This window comes from Novipirellula rosea (genome assembly GCF_039541335.1).
In the GTDB taxonomy this organism is placed as follows: Bacteria; Planctomycetota; Planctomycetia; order Pirellulales; family Pirellulaceae; genus Novipirellula; species Novipirellula rosea.
The window spans coordinates 159022-179082 of the sequence record NZ_BAABGA010000018.1; the positions used below are offsets into that span (position 1 = coordinate 159022).

At 55.7% G+C, this 20061-nt stretch carries 13 protein-coding genes; 5 read left to right on the forward strand and 8 right to left on the reverse strand.

Annotation, left to right across the window (positions count from 1 at the left end; all coding sequences use genetic code 11):
* Window positions 1–85: 85 nt before the first annotated feature.
* From gatA to ABD971_RS07300, 3 genes are all read right to left on the reverse strand, one after another.
* Window positions 86–1561, reverse strand: coding sequence for an Asp-tRNA(Asn)/Glu-tRNA(Gln) amidotransferase subunit GatA (gene gatA / locus ABD971_RS07290; protein ID WP_345320764.1), 1476 nt, complete (start codon window positions 1559–1561; stop codon window positions 86–88).
* A gap of 548 nt (window positions 1562–2109) precedes the next feature.
* Window positions 2110–3453 (reverse strand): sensor histidine kinase, encoded by a 1344-nt coding sequence (locus tag ABD971_RS07295; protein ID WP_345320766.1) that lies wholly within the window; start codon window positions 3451–3453, stop codon window positions 2110–2112.
* A 278-nt stretch (window positions 3454–3731) separates the two neighbouring features.
* The gene (locus tag ABD971_RS07300; protein ID WP_008700604.1) at window positions 3732–4319 is read right to left on the reverse strand and encodes a response regulator; all 588 of its coding nucleotides are present in this window, start codon (window positions 4317–4319) and stop codon (window positions 3732–3734) included.
* A gap of 535 nt (window positions 4320–4854) precedes the next feature.
* On the opposite strand from ABD971_RS07300, the gene ABD971_RS07305 reads away from it, so the two are divergent.
* Complete coding sequence (locus tag ABD971_RS07305; protein WP_345320771.1) at window positions 4855–6210, forward strand: rhomboid family intramembrane serine protease; 1356 nt, start codon at window positions 4855–4857, stop codon at window positions 6208–6210.
* A 129-nt stretch (window positions 6211–6339) separates the two neighbouring features.
* On the opposite strand, the gene mnmG is transcribed toward ABD971_RS07305, so the two are convergent.
* Window positions 6340–8166, reverse strand: a complete 1827-nt coding sequence (gene mnmG / locus ABD971_RS07310) for a tRNA uridine-5-carboxymethylaminomethyl(34) synthesis enzyme MnmG (protein ID WP_345320773.1) — start codon at window positions 8164–8166, stop codon at window positions 6340–6342.
* Between the two features lie 104 nt (window positions 8167–8270).
* On the opposite strand from mnmG, the gene ABD971_RS07315 reads away from it, so the two are divergent.
* The gene (locus tag ABD971_RS07315) at window positions 8271–10817 is read left to right on the forward strand and encodes a hypothetical protein (protein ID WP_345320775.1); all 2547 of its coding nucleotides are present in this window, start codon (window positions 8271–8273) and stop codon (window positions 10815–10817) included.
* A gap of 334 nt (window positions 10818–11151) precedes the next feature.
* Window positions 11152–12198: a DNA polymerase III subunit delta gene (holA, locus tag ABD971_RS07320; protein WP_339939475.1), complete on the forward strand. Its 1047-nt coding sequence runs from the start codon at window positions 11152–11154 to the stop codon at window positions 12196–12198.
* A 215-nt stretch (window positions 12199–12413) separates the two neighbouring features.
* Here the strand turns inward: holA and ABD971_RS07325 are convergent, their stop codons facing one another.
* The 3 genes from ABD971_RS07325 to ABD971_RS07335 form a co-directional block, all read right to left on the reverse strand.
* Window positions 12414–13352 carry an ABC transporter ATP-binding protein gene (locus tag ABD971_RS07325; protein WP_339939473.1) on the reverse strand — a complete coding sequence of 313 codons (939 nt, stop codon included), beginning with the start codon at window positions 13350–13352 and terminating at the stop codon, window positions 12414–12416.
* A 77-nt stretch (window positions 13353–13429) separates the two neighbouring features.
* Entirely contained in the window at window positions 13430–15718 is a 2289-nt protein-coding gene (locus ABD971_RS07330) for a hypothetical protein (RefSeq protein ID WP_345320779.1), read from the reverse strand.
* A 26-nt stretch (window positions 15719–15744) separates the two neighbouring features.
* Window positions 15745–16116: a MazG nucleotide pyrophosphohydrolase domain-containing protein gene (locus ABD971_RS07335; RefSeq protein ID WP_486348645.1), complete on the reverse strand. Its 372-nt coding sequence runs from the start codon at window positions 16114–16116 to the stop codon at window positions 15745–15747.
* A gap of 332 nt (window positions 16117–16448) precedes the next feature.
* On the opposite strand from ABD971_RS07335, the gene ABD971_RS07340 reads away from it, so the two are divergent.
* Window positions 16449–17564, forward strand: a complete 1116-nt coding sequence (locus tag ABD971_RS07340; protein WP_339939469.1) for a sulfotransferase family protein — start codon at window positions 16449–16451, stop codon at window positions 17562–17564.
* Window positions 17557–18861, forward strand: a complete 1305-nt coding sequence (locus ABD971_RS07345) for a 3-keto-disaccharide hydrolase (protein WP_345320781.1) — start codon at window positions 17557–17559, stop codon at window positions 18859–18861. The genes ABD971_RS07340 and ABD971_RS07345 overlap by 8 nt, the downstream gene beginning before the upstream one ends.
* 416 nt (window positions 18862–19277) lie before the next feature.
* Here ABD971_RS07345 and ABD971_RS07350 read toward each other — a convergent pair whose 3' ends face one another.
* Window positions 19278–20039: a hypothetical protein gene (locus ABD971_RS07350; RefSeq protein WP_339939465.1), complete on the reverse strand. Its 762-nt coding sequence runs from the start codon at window positions 20037–20039 to the stop codon at window positions 19278–19280.
* Window positions 20040–20061: the final 22 nt, after the last annotated feature.

Genomic DNA, 20061 nt, shown 5'->3' on the forward strand with positions numbered 1-20061 from the left:
AAGTGAATGGGGGGTGACGATGCGATCACGAGCCGTTTACGGACTCGCAAGTCAGTGTCTTGATAAAAGGCAATACAGCGTGAAATCAGTGGGAAGGACGTTTTTGGTGATGATCCGTGGCGGTTTGAAATGCGTTTGCTGCAAACAGCAAACGCGACTCTTCGAGCGTAGGTGCTTGCAATTGAATGCCAATTGGCAAGCCCGCCGAATCGCTTCCGCCCGGCAATGAGATCGCGGGCAGCCCAGCTAGATTGGCACCGACGGTGAACAAATCGCAAAGGTACATTTGCAGCGGATCGTCAATTTTGTCGCCCAGCGGGAATGCGGTCGATGGTGTGACGGGGCCAAGCAGCAAATCGACTTGCGAGAACGCGGCGTCGAAATCGCCTTTGATCAAGCGGCGGACCTTCAACGCTTGGTTGTAATACTTGTCGGTGTAACCTTCGCTCAGCGCATACGTCCCGACCATGATGCGGCGTTTGACTTCCGAACCAAAGCCTTCTTCGCGACTGCGACAATAAGCCGAAACCAGCGGCCCATCAGGGCTGTGCATGTCAATCGAATCGGTGCGATGACCGTAATGAGCACCATCGTATCGCGACAGGTTACTGCTAGCTTCACAAGGAGCGATCACGTAGTAGGTGGGAACCCAATACTTGCTGTGTGGCAGATTGACTTCGACAATCTCGGCACCTTGACTCTGGAATACTTTGGCCGCCTCGTTCACAGCGTCCATGATCGCAGGATCGATTCCAGCGGTTTCCGCAGTCTCACTGAGCACACCAATTCGCAAGCCACGCAGATCGGACGACTGCAGCACATCGGAATACTTGGGAACAAATTGATTCAGCGAAGTCGAGTCGCGTGGTTCAAATCCGGCGATCGCTTCCAACAGAAGTGCGACATCGGGCACCGACCAAGCCATCGGGCCGACTTGATCCAAGCTGCTGGCGAACGCGACCAACCCATAACGGCTGACACGTCCATAAGTCGGCTTCATTCCCGTGATCCCACAGAATGCGGCGGGTTGCCGAATTGAACCACCGGTATCGGTCCCTAGACTCAGCGGTACCGAGCCGGCCGCAACACAAGCGGCCGCGCCACCGCTGCTGCCGCCTGGGGTGCGATTGGTATCCCAAGGGTTTCGGGTCAGCCCAAATGCGCTGGTTTCCGTGCTGGCCCCCATCGCAAACTCGTCCATGTTCGTTTTGCCGATGATCACGGCATCGGCTTCACGAAGTTTGCTGACGACGGTGGCATCGTAGGGCGGGCGAAAGTCTTTGAGCATTCGCGAGGAACATGTGGTCGGCATATCGGCGGTGCAGAGCACGTCTTTGACCGCCACGGGGACGCCAGCCAAGATGCCCAGCGGCTCGCCGGCGGCGCGTTTGGCATCGACGCGGCGAGCAGCATCAAGCGCCTGTTCCGCCGCAACGTGAGTGAATGCGTTGATCGAGTCGTGGGTGTCGCGGACCGACGCCAACGCTTTTTCAGCAATCTCAACTGCGGTTAGATCGCCATTTTCTTGCAATCGAACCAATTCCAAGGCGGAATCAAGCATGGTTTCTGCATCAATCGTGGAGTGGAAACGTGTTCAAGCGAAAGAGAATTATTGGAGATCGCTGGCCAGCCGACTACCGGGCTATGTTTTCGATGATTTTTGGCGTCTTCGGCGATTTTAGACTCTCGCATATTTGCCGTTTTGGGGGGACGCCGATTCAATGCCATCTACTTTGGGTAGCGGCGTGACTTATGAAAATCATAACCCGACGCGTAAGTTTTGAAGTTGCGCGTTTAGACGCTCTTCGGGCCAAAGGCCCTTCCATTGATTGGTTTTCTTGGTCCCAGCCCGTTGGGCTGGGCTAGGTAAACGTCCGGGGCTTTGCCCCGAAATACAAACACGCAACTTCAAAACTGACGCGTCGGGTTAGGGTGGTCATTGCTAGGCGGCCTTGTGAATAACGAGGTTTTCTAAGCCGGACCCTCTCTTTTAACCACCGTGCTAGGAACTTCGGAACAATTACGAACGTTGCGGAACGCGTGCGTGAGATTCGACCTGTTCGGCGATTCACGAAAGTCTTGACGGCTTCCGCTACGACACGCTTCCAGCTACGCGGGCGACTTACCAATCGCGATCGTGGCGACACAGCCGGATGCCCCACCGGCGAGCGTGATGTCGGCGTTGTGCAACTTGGCGATTCGGTAGGCTCGGCACAGCCCTAGCCCAAGTCCGCGGCCGGCTTCGCGACCACTAAAGTAGGGATCAAACGCATGCTCGCGTGCCGCACGCGAGAGTCCAGGACCGCTATCGGCGACGTGAACCAAGACGCGAGTCGCCTCGGGGACGACCGACATCACAATCGTGCCGGAGGATCCGATCGCTTCGATCGAATTGCGCAGCAATACTCGCAGCGCCTCGCCGAACATCGGTTCATCAAGATCAAACCAAAGCTCGCCGACGGGAGTCTCGGTTTCTAAACGGATGGAGAGCGAATCGGCCTCGTCAACAAATTCATCGGCAACCGATCGCACCAGCAAGTTGAGATCACACCGCGAAGTCTCCGGTAGCGATGGATTCGCGTAGAACATCAAATCGGCAATCATCTCGTGAGCCCGGTACACTTGGTCGACGATTTTCTGCAGCGACGCACTCCGCTGCGGATCGGTTTCGCCCTGCTTCAAATGCTGGGCTCGCGTTGAGATATTGGCCAACGGATTGTTGATCTCGTGACTGAGTCCGTAAGCAAATTGCTTGAGTGCAGCAAGTTTTTGAGTATGAAGTCGACGATCAAAAGATCGCTCGAGTGTGCGGGTGTGTTGCATTTGCCGAGCGAGCTGCTGAAGCGAATCGACCGCCGCGATCTCAGTCGCCGCAATCTCGGGCGTTGGCGAAGGAGACGCACCGTTCAGCTCCGCGGCGGTGAAGCTGACACTCGGCCATCGATCTCGCCATGACACAGCAACACTCGGGCCGGTCGCCTCGAGCCAAAGCGTCGCATCCGCAAGCCACTGTTCGACCGGCAGCGTTTTGAAATACGCATCCAGTTCGCTCCAGCGTGATCGGGTTGCCGACGTGACCACGGGCGCCCCCAAAAACGCATCGCCATCGGTAAACAGCGTGATTGCGTTTTCGGCAAGCCAAGCTGCTAAACCGGTCAACGACGTCGAATCACCGGGGAACGACGCCGCGGCAAAGATCAACAGCGGCGGATCGGTCCGTAATGCTTCGATTGTTTGCTGGAGCGTGATCGGATCCGGCGTTGACGAAGCGTCGTCAGCGACGGCGTGCCCGGCGTGGTTACGCTGCTCGGTGTGCTCACCCAAAGCGAACGCATCCGTTTCATTGCTGCGCAACAGCAACCCTGTCAAACACTCGGTAGCAACGAGCGAACGGGGCAACCACCACCGATTGGACTCAAAACGCAGGCTAGGCAACAAGTGAATTGGGGACATCACGCTAAGAAGACCATCCGTGTCGCACTTGTTTCAGTTTGCACCACCTCCACAGGCAAGTCGCCTGGGTCAGTCACCGAGAGATGGTGCTTTGTCAACGTAAAATTTCAGGGTCACGGAAAATCGTGCGTGGGATTCAGATCGCTTCGTAACGACAACGAAAGTACTGTTGAGTTTCGCTACGACGATGACAGGCTGGAAACCTATCCCACTTTGACAGGCTGGAAGCCTATCCTACGTTGCAGGCTCGAAGCCGAATTCCGTTTTCGCGTGACCGCTTAGTTGATCACGCCACGTTCCATTTCGAGCAAGTCGCACGAACGGTTGATCAAATCATCGATCGCGAACGGCTTTTGCATGAAATCGTTTGCACCGGCCGCTTTCAAGGCGTCAACCTTGTTGTGCTCGACCATCCCCGAGATGCACAGGATCTTGACCATATCCATCGCGGGATCGCTGCGAACACGCTGGCAAACTTCTTTGCCGTTGATATCGGGCAACATCACGTCCAAGATCACCAGATCGGGGCGAAACTCTTTCACTCCCATTCCAGCATCGAAACCGTTGTTGGCGGTGCGGATATCGAAACGTCCGTCACGCGAGAAACCTTCGCTGATCAGTTCGACCAAATCTTGATCGTCGTCCACGATCAGCAGCTTCTTTTTGCCGCTTTCAAGTGCGTCGGTGGGAATTCCGTTTTCCTTCATGAACATGAAAAGTTGTTCACGTGGAATGCGTCGGAATTTACTTCCGGGGACACGAAACCCCTTTAACGAACCGTTGTCGAAACAACGGATAATCGTTTGCTGGCTGACCTTACAAATCTTGGCCGCTTCGCCTGTCGTGAAGACCGTCTTAATGGTCATGGCAGAAACCATCCTCCCTGCATGACGAGCCGTTACATTGTGAATCCTGGAGCTTTGAACATGACCTCGGCGTATTGCAACATGCAGCCCAATACAGCGTGTCTCGTCCAAAGACAGACCATCATGATGTCACTTGCTAGCAAATGTAAGTTAATGATTCGTTGTGCATCCGATACACAAGTCACCCAACCGTTCACCACGAGTCTTTGTTTAGCAAACTTCCCGTTCCCCGCACTAGCACATTACCGAGCTAAAGTGTGCGAAAAACGCAAGCAGCAAGAAACTCCGAGTCCCCCTGCCTTACCAAGCTTGCCTCACCAACGAATTCTATCGAGTTGACACAGTGGGTCAAGATCGATTTGGATTCCATAAGTCCCGTATTCATCGGAACTTAAGGATTCCAGCCCGCGTTTTTTGGATTTTGTGGGGCGTGCAGGACCCAGAATTAGTGGAACGCGACTTCGCCGGATGCTCCAATTAACTTGTACTCCTGTGGAGGCTCTGCGTCCGATCTACCGCATGCAATCATTAGCCAATGATCCTTATCGCCCCTTATACGACTGATGCTCCGGTCTACCACCTGCCGATCGTGACAGGCGGATTGGTTGCGACCAATATTGTGATCTTTTGCCTCACCACGCTCCAGGTTGCCTTGGGCAATATGGAGGTCGAGTCGATTGAGTGGCTGATCCTGCAATTCGACACGATCAATCCGCTGCAGTGGATTAGCTGCGCATTCATGCACGCCGACCTGATGCATCTGCTGGGGAACATGTTGTTCCTGTGGGCGTTTGGATTAGTCGTCGAAGGCAAAATAGGGAACCTGCCATTTCTAGCCTTGTACATGCTGATGGCCTTGGTCGGCGGAATCATTGTCCAACTTCCCATGTTCATCCTGGGCAGCGAAGGTGGTGCACTCGGAGCCTCGGGCGTCATTTTCTCATTGCTGGTGATCGCAATGTTGTGGGCGCCCGAAAACGAAATGGATTGCTTCTGGGTCGTCGGCTTTCGCATGGGGACGTTCGAAGTGCGAATCATCAGCCTGGCGTCGGCGTTTCTGATGATGCAGATTGCATTTTTGGCATTGGGAGGATTTTCAATGTCGTCGGAAATGTTGCACTTGATCGGCGTAGCGGTAGGGTTGCCGATAGGCCTATTGATGTTGCGTCAAGATTGGGTTGATTGCGAAGGCTGGGACGTGATCTCGCGAAACGCGTGGCTGCAACAGTACAACTTGTTTTGCAGCGATAAGCAGCGTCTTGCGAAGTCACGCAAGACGTCCGAGCATGAAGACCCTATCGCAGCAGCGCTTGGGACTCGTTCGACAACAGTAGCCATGAACACCGCAGTCGCATCCCGCCGTGCCGTCCCGAAACCAGAGACGGCCAAGCCCAAACCTGAAAAGAAAACCGGCGTCAATCCACTGTTCTCGAAGTTGCGTGCGAAGTCGAAAGAAACCGTGACTGCGGCGGAGCAGCCCAATGCACAGGACCATCCTGAATTCAACCGACTGGTACACTTGCTGAGACAGGCAATTGATTCATCAAGTGCAATCATCGCGCAACAACACTTCCAGCGACTGGAACAACTGAAACTCAGCAGCGGCCTGTCCGACACCCTATTGGCAGCCTACGCCAAGCTATTGGCCAGCAAGAAGATGTATATCGAAGCGATCCGTCCACTTACCCTCGTTGCGATTCACGGTGGGGCTCAGTCGAATCAAGCACGATTGCGAATCGGCCAAATCCAATGGTCCGTTCAAAAAAATCGACAAACGGCCGAGACCACGTTGCGTGGGATCGTGATCCCGCCAGACGCGATGAACGAGGCCAACCGAAAAGTGATCACGATGCGTGACCAGTTGCTGAAACAGATTTCAATGTCGCAGTAGAGCGTTGTCACCTAACGCTGTGAAGCATTTTGTAGCGGTTGGTCGTAGCGGACGAAGCAACGAGTCCATCGCAAAAATCGAGACAACGGGGACTCGTTGCCTCGTCTACTACCCAAAAGCAAGATGTGTTTAGCGTTTTCGTTCCAGGTGGGCGAGTACCAAAGCAAGATCGGCTGGCGTGACGCCACTGATCCGCTTTGCTTGATCGAGGTTCTGCGGTCGAACTCGATTTAGTTTCTCACGTGCTTCTTGACGTAGCGGCCCGATGGCGTCGTAACTGAACGCTTGCGGAATCTGCTTGCCCGCCAAGCGGTGGTGCTTCTCCACCTCCATCTTTTGCCGCGTGATGTAGCCTTCGTATTTGATGTCGTACAAACATTGCGTAGCGGCATCTTCGTCAATCTGACGCAGTTCTTCGACATGGCTACACATTACATTCCAGTCGACTTCGGGACGACGCAGATAGACATCGCCTGGCGTGTTTTCGACACGCGAATTCTTCAATAGCTCCATGCCTCGATCGATTTGCGACAACTTGTCGGCAAAACGATCACGACGATCCGAATCAATCAAACCGAGCTCGTCGGCAACGGCGGTCAACCGGCGGTCGGCATTGTCTTGCCGCAACAGCAACCGATACTCCGCTCGGCTGGTGAACATACGGTAGGGTTCGTCGGTTCCTGCGGTCACCAAATCGTCAACCAAGACGCCGATATAGGCTTGATCACGCGTGGGCACCCATGGCGACTTGGAGGCAACTTTTCGGGCGGCGTTCAGCCCTGCGATCAGTCCTTGTCCAGCCGCCTCTTCGTAACCGGTGGTGCCATTGATTTGCCCGGCCAAGAACAAGCCTTCGACCGCCTTGCTTTCCAAATGCGGCCACAATTGCGTGGGAGGACAGAAGTCGTACTCCACGGCGTATCCGTACCGCATGATTTGAGCGTTCTCGAGTCCTTTGATCATGCGGAACATTTGGTCTTGGACATCGCGAGGCAGACTGGTCGAGATTCCGTTGACGTAAACCTCTTCGGTTTGACGCCCTTCGGGCTCGAGAAACAACTGATGCGAATCTTTGTCGGCAAAGCGGACGACCTTGTCTTCGATCGAGGGACAGTAGCGTGGACCACGCGAATTGATTTGGCCGCTGTACATCGGTGCCCGGTCCAAATTGGCGCGAATCAATTCATGCACCGCGTCGTTGGTGTAGGCAATATGGCAAGGCAGTTGGTCGCAATGAGCCAGCGATCTGGTCATAAACGAAAAAGGCTGGGGGTTGTCGTCACCCGGTTGCAATTCGAGTTGCGAGTAATCGATCGATCGAGCGTTCAGCCGTGGCGGCGTTCCCGTCTTGAACCGCTGGACCTCGAAACCTAATCGGTTCAGCGCTCCGCTGATCCCGGTCGTGGTCCCCTCCCCTGCCCTGCCCCCGGAGGTTTTAGCGTCGCCGGTATGCATGATCGCTTTCAGGAAAGTACCGGTGGTCAGAATCACGGTGGGAGCGTGGTACTCGGCATCGCCCACCACGCTGATTCCAACGACACGGGTTTTGCCATCGACCGTTTCGGTGATCAGATCGACCACGGTTTCTTGCCGCAGATGCAGATTAGGCTGCTGCTCGATCTGGCATTTGACGTGATTTTGGTAGGCTTTTTTGTCTGCTTGAGCCCGCGGACTGTGCATCGCCGGGCCTTTTCGGCAATTGAGCAAGCGAAATTGGATGCCGGTCGCATCGATCGCACGGCCCATCAATCCGCCCAACGCATCGACTTCGCGGACGATCTGCCCCTTAGCGACACCCCCGATGGCGGGATTACAAGACATCTGGCCCACGGTGTCCAAATTGGTCGTCAATAACGCCGTTTTTGCTCCCACACGAGCCGCAGCGGCCGCTGCTTCGGTGCCCGCATGACCGGCACCAATGACAATAACGTCATAAGAGTAAGAAGACTTTGTCATGGAATCAGGTCGCTGGGTGAATAGATCAAGAATGGAAGGGGAGCGAGTCGAACCGGAAGATAGGTAAGGACACCGTTTTCCGTGTTTAAGGGCTGATCGACAAGATGCATACCGCCAAGAAAGCCGTCGCCGCTGCGGTATTCGCGTTAAGCGGATCGGGATTTGCTATCACAGCACCGCAAGCTCATGCCGATTCGCCGGCTCTGAAAACGAGCAGCACTGACGCCATCATATCAACAGAGTCAGTTTCTGCTAAAGGACTACCGCCAAGTTACGCGGTCTCGGCCGTTAACTCGGCTGCCGAACCGGTTGCCGTCCTCAATTCTCGCTCGTTCAAAATCCCCTTCAACGTGGACACGGCCGGCTCGCGTCCGGTGGAAGTGCGATTGTACGTCAATCGCGGAGGCAATTCGGGCTGGGAACACCTCGATTCGAAACCGCCAACGATCCGCGAGTTCGCGTTCTCGAGCGACGAAGATGGTGTTTTCCTATTTGCCACTCAAACGCTCGATTCCAGTGGCAGTTCGCACCCGGCAGGCCCGATTCATCCGCAATTAAAAGTCGTCGTCGACACAACGGGCCCGCTGATGACGCTGCATGCTGACGGCGATGCCGATGGCACGGTTCGCTGCAGCATGAATATCGAAGACGCCACCGCGATTTCAGACACCCGGATCTATTACGCCAGCGACGTTGAGACTCAGTGGCGACTGATTCCCGTCAAACCCGCAGGGGACGATCGTTCGTTCACGTTTGTTCCCAAAGAGGATTGGCGTCAACTATCGATTCATGTCACCGCCGTTGACGCGGCAGGCAACCAGACCGTCCAAATGAAGCGGCTGCAGCGGCCTCGATTGGCTGCATTACCAAACAATCGCTTTGCGGCCAACGACCACCGTGCGAGCGAAGTGCCCAACGCTGTTCCGTTTGCAAAACCGCAACTGAAAGCCATCTCGGTTCAACACCGAACCACTTCGTCGCACCCATCGTCGACCGATTTGTATATCCGTCCGGCCGAGAGCGACCCGACCAATGGATCGAGCCCGATCATCAAACTGGATCGCAAAAAACCCGAAACCGACGTTCCAAAGATCGCCGCGAACTATGGATCGCTACGCGGTGATTCCCCGCTGAACCAATTCCGTGGTCACACACCCAGCAGCGAAACCCAACACGCGTTTGCCCAAACGCCGCTGACCGGAGCGCCGCCTAGCACACCGACTCAGCGACGGATCATTCCGCCGGCCAACGTGCCTGTGCTGACCGCTCCAGCGGTGCCGACCATTCCCGTGGCGCCGCGCCGCGTCAGCACTCCGCCGAGTCTTCAAGCCCAACCGAGCCTGCAGCCCCAGCCAAGTCTGCCTACTCAACCCCGCTTGCAAACGCAACCGAATCCGCCGGCTGCATCTGGCTTCGTGATGCCACAAACCACTGCGGTGCCACGCAACCCGGTTCGCGGTCAAGTCGCTGGCCAAGTCGGAGCGGGCCAAGTCGGAGCTGGCCAAGTCGGAAACGCATTTCCGTTGCCACGATACGCTCAGCGTCCTGGGATGATCGAGTTGCCTCAGCCCGCAACGCCCGAGCAGGTCAGCAGCGATTTTGGAACCCTCGATCGCAAAGCATCGCAACCGAACTCCAGTGGGGGCCCCTCGCTCTTCGCTCCGGCAACCGGCGACGTGCCCGCACCGTCCCCAAGCTCGAACTTGACAACGAAGGCACGTCCGAAAACGCCAGCGGAAGCGATGCGTCCTATCGCGAAGAGCGACTTGGCTAAGAACGACCTCGCAGCAAAGAACGATCGTCCGATACGCCCCGCTCCGCCTGAAAAACGTCCGGCCGCAGCGGTCGTCAAACGCGAGCAAGCTCAACCCCAATCGGTTGCCACCCCAACCCCCGAAAGCGATCGATACAGTGCTCAGCGTGCCCTGCAATCTCGCATCGATTCAGCAACGTTCGGTGGCCGTGTTCCCACTCGATTCAGCGACTCGAATCGATTCAGCTTGGAATATGAACTCGAAGCAGTCGGCATCGTTGGGGTCGAATCAGTAGAACTGTATGGCAGCACCGACGGCGGGAAAAGTTGGAAGTTCTGGGGCCAAGACCCAGACAACGCCAGCCCGTTCGACATTGAAACGAAAGAAGAAGGCGTGTTTGGTTTTCGCATCGTCGTCGTCAGTTCCAACGGATTGACCAGCCCGAGACCGCAAGCGGGTGAGAGCCCCGACATCGTCGTCGTCGTCGATCAGAGCAAACCGACGGTGCGAATCGGCGGGGCTCAGTACGGCGAAGGCGACCGCACGGGTTCGCTGGTGATTCGCTACGAATGTGACGACGCTAATCTGATGACTCGCCCGATCACGTTGTCGTTCAGCGACGATGTGGAAGGTCCCTGGACGACGATCGCAGCGGGACTTCGAAACGACGGCGACTACGTATGGCCCGCCGATCCTCAATTGCCACGTCAACTGTATCTACGCATCGACGCGACTGACAATGCGGGCAATATGGGAAGCTACGTGCTGGATCGTCCCATCGACACCCAAGGGTTAGCCCCCCGCGCACGGATCCGTGGTTTTCAGCCCATTAGCGGTTTCCCGATGCCAACGGACGACGAGCACACTGCCGCTCGCAGCCAACCGACGTACAATTAGTGAGCAATGCCTCGCCGGTCAGGAGGTGGGATAGGCTTCCAGCCTGTCATCAAGAGGAGCGGCCTATTTTAGGGAGCGGCACCACTCCAGTCTCCTCTGACCCTCGGTCGCAGGCAAACCCTCGGTCGCAGGCAAACTTCTGCCACCGGTGGCATATGTTTTGAAGTTGCGCTATCATCGTTTTTCCCGGCGAATCACAACCCGAAGCGTCAGCGAGGGACCGAAGCAAGATCCATTTCCCCTCGCTTACGCTTCGGGTTGTGAAAAACTCGCAACTTCAAAAGGCGTTTGCGAAGCGTAGCCTCCACTCGAAACACTCGCTAAAAAGTCTCTGATGGCGATCCTGAACGCCTTTGAAATGTTATCGAAGCCACCGGCGGAATTGCCCAGCGTGGCAGCCGTCTTTGGTCCCGATACCACGCTGCGAACGTGGGTCATTTCGGCTTTGTCCTCCGATGGCGACGTCACCTCGTTCGATGGCGAAGCGGTTCGTTGGTCGGATCTCCGTGACGATTTGGCAACCGCATCGCTGTTCGATTTCGATGGTAAACGGACCATCATCATCCGCGACGCCGACAAGTTCGTCTCGAATCATCGTCCGGAGCTGGAAAAGTACGCCGCCAATCCAGGCGAGTCCAACCGTTTCGTCATGGAGATGACGACGCTGGCGTCAAACACCAAACTGTACAAAGCGATTGCGGGCGACCATCTGGCCGTGGCCTGTAGTGCCAGCACCGACAAAAAGCTAGGGATCACCGCAGCGAACCGCCGCAAATTTTTGTGCAACTATGTCGCCAAGCGGCACGGTGCGACTCTGTCGGGTGAAGCGGCCGATGCGCTGATCGAAATGCTGGGCGAAGAGATCGGGATGATCGAGACCGAGATCGCCAAGTTGGCACTCTACAAACCGCCTGGCGAAACGATCGACGAACCGCTGGTTCGCGAAGTAGTCGCAGGATGGCAAGGCAAAACGGTATGGCAGATCACCGAAGCGATCGCAACGGGCAATGCCGCCGAGGCGCTGTTGCAACTCGACAAACTGATGAGCGGCGGCCAGCGGCCGATCGCGCTGCTGCCGCAAATCGCATGGTCGCTGCGACGTTTGGGAATGGCCACTGCGGTGGTCGAGCATCGTGAACGCGAAGGCCGTTCGGTGCAATTAGAAGACGCATTGGCGTCGGCCGGCATCCACCGGCCCTCGGACATCCAGCAATCTAAGGCTCAACTACGAGGCCTCGGTCGCGCCCGCGGCAAACAGCTGCTGCCATGGCTACTGGACGCCGACCTCAGGCTCAAAGGAACGCACAGCGCCGATGGACGCGATCGATTCTTACTCGAGCATCTGGTCCTGCGGTTAGCCAAAGCCGCGCCGCAAAAGTAGCAAAACCGCGGCTTGGGTGTCAAAACCGCGGATTTTTCTGCCATATTGTGTGAATCCGTCGAGTTCAACTATCGACTTGCTTAAAATTAGTGGGAACCGGCCCTATGCCTTTGCTAAAAATGCTCAACTGACTGATGGTCGAAGCATTCATCAAACGCAACCACCATCAGCGACGAGCCTCGAACGTAAAGCGAGTCGTAATGGGTTGACCGTCTTTACATGCGGCGGCTGGTGCCTTTGGTCAGTGCCATGAACGCGGACTCGAGATCAAGTTCCTCTTCGCTGAACCGCTTCAGCGCGATCCCATTTTCAATTAGCAGCTTCGGTAGATCGCTGTAATCTTCCACGCCCGCTTTTAGCACGATGCGAATCGCATCATCGCCAGGCTCGGTGCCCTGCACTTTCTCGTGCCCCTGCAACAATTTTGCGACATCATCCATCTGCTCGCGCTGCGCCGTTTGAATCACCAACACAGTATGCTCGCGAACCATCTTGATGACTTCGGTGACTTTGGCGTTCTGTTTCAATTCGCCACGATCGATGATCCCGACCTTGTTACAAACATCCGCCAGCTCGGGCAAAATGTGACTACTGACAATCACGGTTTTGCCCATTTCTCCAAGCTTACGAAGCAGATTCCGCATCTCGATACGCGCACGCGGATCAAGCCCCGAAAGCGGTTCGTCAAGCAATAGCACTTGGGGGTCATGCAGTAGCGTACGCGCCAAACCAAGACGCTGAGTTTGGCCACGCGAGAGCGTGTTGGCGTAGGCATCGCGTTTGAATTCAAGGTCGACGACATCGAGCATTTCATTGACGCGATCGGTTCGCTGTTTCCCATTGATGCGGTACGCAGCCGCAAAAAACTCGAGGTACTCGACCACCGTCATGTCGTCATAGACACCAAAAAAGTCGGGCATATACCCCACCAACCGGCGGATTTCCTTGGGCTGCGTGTGCACGCTGTGACCACACACATAGGCCTCGCCCCAGGTCGGTTCCAGCAGCGTGGCGATAATCCGCATCGTGGTCGTCTTGCCCGCACCGTTGGGACCGATAAACCCGAACAAGTCTCCGGACTGGAGATCCAAATCGATCCCCTTGATCGCGAATGCGTCGCCATACTTCTTGGTTAAGTCAACTGTCTTGATCACGCGTGGTCTTCGCTTTCAATATAAATGGTTGCCATCACAGATGGACGGTTGCCCGAATAGGGCCCCCGCTTGTTGGGTTATCTTCGCTTCGCATTGATCGGCATCACCAACCGAATCAGCGAAAGAGTTTCGTCCACATGAATACTGTCGTCTTGTTCGCCCTGATTACGGATCTGCGTGACGGGACGTGCAAGTTTGCCGATCAATATGCAACGTTCGCTGGTCAACACATCGCTGAGATCCAAGAACGAGAGCACCTCGTGACGCAATCCCGTGTAACGCTCGGCCCCGACAACGTCATGAAACATCATCATCTCGGTGAGACGTTCCAGATTCGCGGTAGAGGAAGGGTCCCACGACTCGGTCTCGGTCGAGCTTTCGAGTGCTTTCTGGCGAGACAGCTGCCAGCGGAAATTCTTTTGACGTAGTGAATCGACCGACTCAATCTCCGTGCCCGCTGGAAATCGCGTCGGCAGCAGGTACAGCCAGTTACGATAGATCAGCATGCCGTTGAGCACATCGACCGAAAACGGATTCCTTAGCGAGCCTTCGAGCAGTTCGCTACCACTCCGCCGCCGCATCGACAAATCCTCGTCAACGTTGGCGACAAAACGCATCTGGCTGGCAATCGATTTACTACTACGCGGTGCAAAGGGGACCGCATCAAGTTGGCTCGTCAGTGCATTGGCTTGCGGACGAAACAAGACCTCGTAGCCTGGCAACCGAGCACTTTCGCCACTGACCTGGATCGCCCCAAACGAGCGTCCTGGGAAACCAAAGGGAAACGTCAGATTCGAATCGATGCTCTTGGACATCCCCTCAAACGCCGGACTCGCCGTAACCGCCAAATCGAGTTGGCGGGCATCGTGGGAATAGATCGTGTTCCATGTGAACATTTTGCCACGTCCACTCGCCGAATCAATGTCGACAATTTCGAAGCGATTGCTGTGCAAAGTCGACGTGGAAGAGCCAGCGAGTTTCGCTTGCTTCGTCGGATTCGTTGGATTCGTTGGATTCAAGGAACCAGTAGTCGCGGCGTCCGGCACCGAACGTGCCTGCAACACCAGCAGAACGGAAATTGCAATCACCATCAAAGGAAACGTCAGCCAACCCAACAGAGGTTTGCCCAACAAACGATTAACCAGGAAGTAATCGAGCGGCCCAATCAGAGCGATCAAGCCGAGCAAGATCAACGAGACCAGTGAAAACCCGAACCGTCGTTGGCTGTCGAATTGGTCCAAAGTGGACCGCATCTGGCCCGCCAAGTCGTCATACGCGGTCGAGCGATTGGTGTTGGTAAAGGGAGTGTCATCGGACTGTAAAACCGAGCCAGTCAAACTGAGCACCAGATCCAATCGTTGCGGCCAATCGACAAAAGGTTCGGCGTGCAAATCGGCGGCGATCACCGTCATCTTGCCAAGCCCAGCGATGTACTCCGCTGCAATCGGCGTACTAACTCGCCGGGTCGTCCGCCCCGTGATGATGACTTCGCCCACGCCTTTTGGCAGCTTCGCACCGACGAACGGGGTCAACGGGTTTTGGGTCGAGGTGAACGTTTCGATCGCCGAGGGATCCAATTCCACAACCGACCATTGCGCACCGGAGGGCAACGGCAGCAGATCAAGTAACCACGGCGCCGCCGATTCCAATTCCGGCAACGAGCCGCCGAGCATCAGCACGACCCGCCCTCCCGATTGCACCCAGTCGACGACGGCTTGTTGCTGTGCAGAACTTAGCGCGGCCAGCAGTTCCGCACCGCCTGCGCCGACCATGATCAAATCGACTCCGTCGTAACCCATCACCGAATCAGGAAGCTGATCTGCGGCAGTCGGTTGCGAAACGGCCACCGACGCATCTCGCTTCAAGATTTGGTTTTCACCTATTTGGTGAACGCCTAGTGGATCGCCAAAACTGACAATCCAAGGCATGCCGAGTGGTACCTGTGACGATTCGCGTGACGGCGCCCCGATTGGCGGGAATCGTGTGACGATTTTGGTTCCATCGGTCCGCTGGACGATCAACGGTGCGGCTTCGCTGCCAGGAATCGCATAGGTCCAAGCCGAGCCGTTCTTGTCTTGGACGGCAGGATCGTGGACGTAGCTCACCGACACCCCGTCGCCATCTTCGGTTTCGACCCGGGCAGGAGCCGTCTGCTCGCCGTCAAGCCGAATTCCGGTCCAGCATCCCACACGAAAAAGTCCATTGATTCCAATGATCACCTCGTTTGCAGGTGCAGTAGAATTTGTTTTGTCGGCGCGCGATGCCGTGTCCTGAGCGACGCCGAACCGCGGAGCGACGAGGAACGAGCACAGGCATCCGATGCAGAGCAACAGCCCCCAAGGCCGGATCATGTTCGATTGAATCATAGAATCGGAACTTAACTTGATTGGAATCACGGCTTTTCTGAATCGGGGCATTCACAGACCAAGCGGTGGCAACCGGGACAACCGTGCCCGTACTTGGCAACCAACGCCGCATTCAGGTCAATCTGAGCGACATTGGCGATCGTTGCCAGCCACGCGATCACGTCAGCAAACTCTTCGGCGAGATTTTCGCGATCGTTCCCCCGCAATGCGGACGATAACTCTCCCACCTCTTCCATCAACCACATAAAGGTGCCTTCGACGCCGCGAGCGACATCTTTCTCGTAGTACATCTGGTGGATGTGCTGCTGCAGATCGACGATCGAGAGCTCGCGTGCGGCAGAGTCAGTCGACTCGGGCCCCGACGACTCGGAGCCGGAGGATGAAGGAATTTCAGACAACTTAATGAAACCGTTTTGATGCGAGACGAGCGGAAACAGGAGCGATTCGTTCGTGGGAACGTGTGGGAACGTGTTCGTGGGCACCTTGTCCGGGCCCCTTGGGGGAAACGAGGTGCGATTGTAGCGGAAACAACCCAAAAGGTGAGGGAGCCCCCCATGTGCAAAAGGCGATCTTCGTGATCTCGAGCGAGCCGCGTTGACGATTTGATCGGAAAATTTCACAAAGCATCACCGGGATGACACTCGACGGCTGCACGGCCTAACCCCAAACAATTACAGTGTTAGAGGTGATTTGGTTCCGTCTCTTCCCTCATTTATTCACAGCCATTTCGTTGTCCGAGACTCCATTCCATCAATATCCGTTCTATACACCACGATTTTGGCACGGAATGAAGCCATTGGCGTGGTTCCGCTTGCTTCGCGAGGGCCGATTTCGCATCTCACCGAGCCGGGTGGGAATTGTCATCGGTGTCACGATTGCGACCCCCTTCAACACCATCATGGGGGGATTGCAAAAAATCATTTTTCGGCGGCGGTTGCGTGAAGCCGAGCTGCACGGCACCCCGGTTTTCATCATCGGCCATTGGCGGAGCGGGACGACGCTGCTTCACGAGTTGATGGTACGTGATGAACGTTTGAGCAGTCCCTCGACGTTCCAGTGTTTTGCCCCGGCTCATTTTTTGGCAACCGAGTGGTTTTTCCGACGGTTTGCCAATTGGTTGCTGCCGGGCAAACGACCGATGGACAACATGGCCGCCGGATGGGACCGCCCTCAAGAAGACGAATTTGCGTTACTGACGATGGGATTGCCGTCGCCTTATCGGCGAATCGCGTTTCCCAATGAAGGCCCCGTTGATATCGAGTATCTCAGCTTCGAAGGGGTCGAAGAAACGGCAATCGACCATTGGCTGAAATCGCTGCGTCGTTTTTTGCTGAACGTCAGCGTTGCGACCGGTCGCCCGCTGGTGATCAAGAGCCCGACGCATACCGGACGGATCGCCTACTTGGCACGCGAATTCCCCGAAGCCAAATTTATCCACATCTCTCGCGACCCTCGCTCGCTGTTTCCGTCGACTTGCCGGTTATGGAAAGGACTCGATGAAGTCCAAGCACTGCAAAAGCCAAATAACGAAGCGATCGAACCCTACGTTGTCGAGTGTCTGGAAAAGATGTACGAGGCATTTCACCAGCAACGCGAATCGGTCTCGCCCGACCGCTTGATCGACATTCGCTACGAAGACCTCACCGCCGATCCGGTGGGCACGCTGCGAACCATTTACCAAACGCTGCGACTGAGCGATTTTGATGCGGTCGAACCGACGATTCAGGCGTGGGCGGAAACCGAACACAAAGATTACAAAACCAACCAACACCAACTGGCGCCCGAAGCAGACGAATTGATTCGATCTCGCTGGGCTTCTTATTTTGAACGTTATGGCTATGTCTAACCTGCTTACGAATTTGCGTTTCGGCATTTCCGTTTTCTCGCTACTGATGGTGACAGTGGTCGTCTCGGGATGTAGCTCGAAAAAATCAGCGGAAAACGAAACGACGGAACCGAAATCTGCTGAAGAAGCCAGCGACATCAGTTCGAATTCCAGTTTCGAGCCGCAGCCTTACGAAGCTAACGCAGAACAGCTACTTGCTGCTCGACTCGATGAATCCGAGGCCTCTGCAGGCTGGATTCGCTTGTTCGACGGGCACACGCTGTTTGGCTGGGAAATCGCAGGCAACGCGAACTGGCGAATCGAAGACGGCACGATCACCGTCGACCAAGGCCAAGCGTCTCTACTGTGCACTTCGATTCCATGGCAAGACTATGAACTGACGCTTGAATTCAACGCGGACGCGCAGACCAACAGCGGTGTCTTTCTTCGCACGCCGCTTGAGATCGACGATCCCGCCACCGATTGTTACGAAGTCAACATCGCACCAGACGACAATCCCTACCCAACGGCCGGAGTGGTGAAACGCCAAAAGGTATCCGAGGACGCTCTGGAACAAACGTTTGGCGAGTGGCGAACAATGCACATCGAACTGATTGGCGACAAGCTGAAAATCAGTGTCGACGACAAATTGGCGTGCGAATACACCGACCCCGCACCGCTAGCCGCCGGACGCATCGGGCTGCAACACAACCATGGCCGCGTCGCGTTTCGCAACATTCGGCTTCGCCCGATCGGCCTCGAGTCGCTGCTGGACAAAGACCTTTCGCAGTGGAAAAAATATCCCGAGATGAAGGCCGAATACACGGTCAATGACGAGGGAGTGATGCAGGTCAAAGGGGGCAAAGGCCAAATCGAAACCAAGCAAAGCTATGACGACTTTGTTCTGCTGGCGGAATACAAACTTCCCAAACCTGAAATTAACTCGGGGATTTTCTTTCGCTGTATCCCCGGTCTCGAGATGATGGGATACGAGTGCCAACTGAGCAACGAGATGAAAGACGGATTGCCGCTGTCGCCTGCGGACTGTGGAACCGGCGGCATTTTCCGTCGTCAAGACGCCCGCGTTATCGCCGGCGAAGCGGGCAAATGGGCGACCGTCCTGCTGGTCGCTCACGACGCCAAGATGGCCGCCTGGGTCAACGGAGTTCAAGTCAGCAATTGGCAGGACGACCGTGAGCCCGACGAGAACCCTCGCAAGGGAAAACGGCTCGAGGCGGGCACGATCATGATCCAAGGTCACGATCCAAGCACCGAGGCCGAGCTTAAGAAAATCGAAATCGCAAGCTACGGTAAATAACGGTAGCGCCCGTGCCCGTCACTCGTCCGCATTGATTCTGAAGGCAGTGGAAAAGGCTAACCCTGGACCGCTAAAACTTTGGTGTTGATATCGGATATTGGAGCTGAGTTTTTCTTCCGGTCTACCGTGCAGCTACCTCTCCATCGACGAAGTCGGGGGAGAGGTCGAGCACGCCCTTTAGGCGTTGCTCGGGTGAGGGGGCGACCGCGCTATCGGCGAGCAACTCCGGTGCATACAACGTCATCGCCACCATCGACTTGCTCGGTCGGCCCCCTCACCCGAACGTCGCTGAAGGCTCCGTTCGACCTCTCCCCCAACAAAGTTGGTGGAGAGGTGGCAGAAAGCCAGCGCAACCAAAAAATCACAACAACACCAAAGTTTTAGCGGAGAAGGCTAACCCTAAATTCCGAACTCGCTTACGAATTGGGATTGCTGATGACCTTGCCATCGACGACATCTTCATCGATGTCGGCGTCTAACTCGGGGTCGTCGCTCCAATCTTCGCCGTCGACCAAACCTTCGTAGGGAACCATGTCCGGCTCACTCATCATCGTGACGATGTTGTAGTTGCCCTCACCGGCGTACGTTTGCAACTTCTCACGAATCTGTTGCTGGAACAGGACCGAATCGTACGGTCCGTTGACGTAGCGAGGCTTACCTTCTTGGTCACCAAACACAAACTCTTCGGTAAATTCGCTCTTATCGATGTCACCCCAGATGGGCTCGATCTTGCGATAGTCAGCATGCGGTTCAATTTTAAACTGCTCGGCGTACGCAATCGCGCCCTCAACAAGACTGCGAGCTTTCGCGGGCGAAGCGTCTCGCATCGGCTCGGACTCACTCATTTCTTCGACAATTCGACTTTGGTCTGCCGGGAAGCAAACAAACGCCGCGACGTTCTTGACGCCCATGCACAGTCCATCGATCAAGAACTTCACGATCGCAACGCGTCCATCACGCATTTTGCGGCTAATAAAAACCGACCCAAACTTGCTGTCGGGATTCATCAGCATGTCGCTAATCAAACAACGATCCACAGGCCCGCCCGCAGCCGCCTTGATCTGGCCCGCAAGTGACTGAAGTGAATTTTTTTCTCGTGCGATCTCTTTTCGCTTCGCGATTTCCTTGGAACGTTTCTTGGCAAGTTTCTTCTGACGTCGTTGTTCTTTGGTCGACATGGCTGCATGCTCCTTTTTCGCA

What these genes read in the sequence shown, in the direction of transcription:
- ABD971_RS07330 (WP_345320779.1), bottom strand. Translation starts at nt 15,718, where the DNA reads ATGATTCAATCGAACATGATCCGGCCTTGGGGGCTGTTGCTCTGCATC.
- mnmG (WP_345320773.1), bottom strand. Translation starts at nt 8,166, where the DNA reads ATGACAAAGTCTTCTTACTCTTATGACGTTATTGTCATTGGTGCCGGT.
- ABD971_RS07345 (WP_345320781.1), top strand. Translation starts at nt 17,557, where the DNA reads ATGTCTAACCTGCTTACGAATTTGCGTTTCGGCATTTCCGTTTTCTCG.
- ABD971_RS07300 (WP_008700604.1), bottom strand. Translation starts at nt 4,319, where the DNA reads ATGACCATTAAGACGGTCTTCACGACAGGCGAAGCGGCCAAGATTTGT.
- ABD971_RS07315 (WP_345320775.1), top strand. Translation starts at nt 8,271, where the DNA reads ATGCATACCGCCAAGAAAGCCGTCGCCGCTGCGGTATTCGCGTTAAGC.
- gatA (WP_345320764.1), bottom strand. Translation starts at nt 1,561, where the DNA reads ATGCTTGATTCCGCCTTGGAATTGGTTCGATTGCAAGAAAATGGCGAT.
- ABD971_RS07305 (WP_345320771.1), top strand. Translation starts at nt 4,855, where the DNA reads ATGATCCTTATCGCCCCTTATACGACTGATGCTCCGGTCTACCACCTG.
- holA (WP_339939475.1), top strand. Translation starts at nt 11,152, where the DNA reads ATGGCGATCCTGAACGCCTTTGAAATGTTATCGAAGCCACCGGCGGAA.
- ABD971_RS07350 (WP_339939465.1), bottom strand. Translation starts at nt 20,039, where the DNA reads ATGTCGACCAAAGAACAACGACGTCAGAAGAAACTTGCCAAGAAACGT.
- ABD971_RS07295 (WP_345320766.1), bottom strand. Translation starts at nt 3,453, where the DNA reads ATGTCCCCAATTCACTTGTTGCCTAGCCTGCGTTTTGAGTCCAATCGG.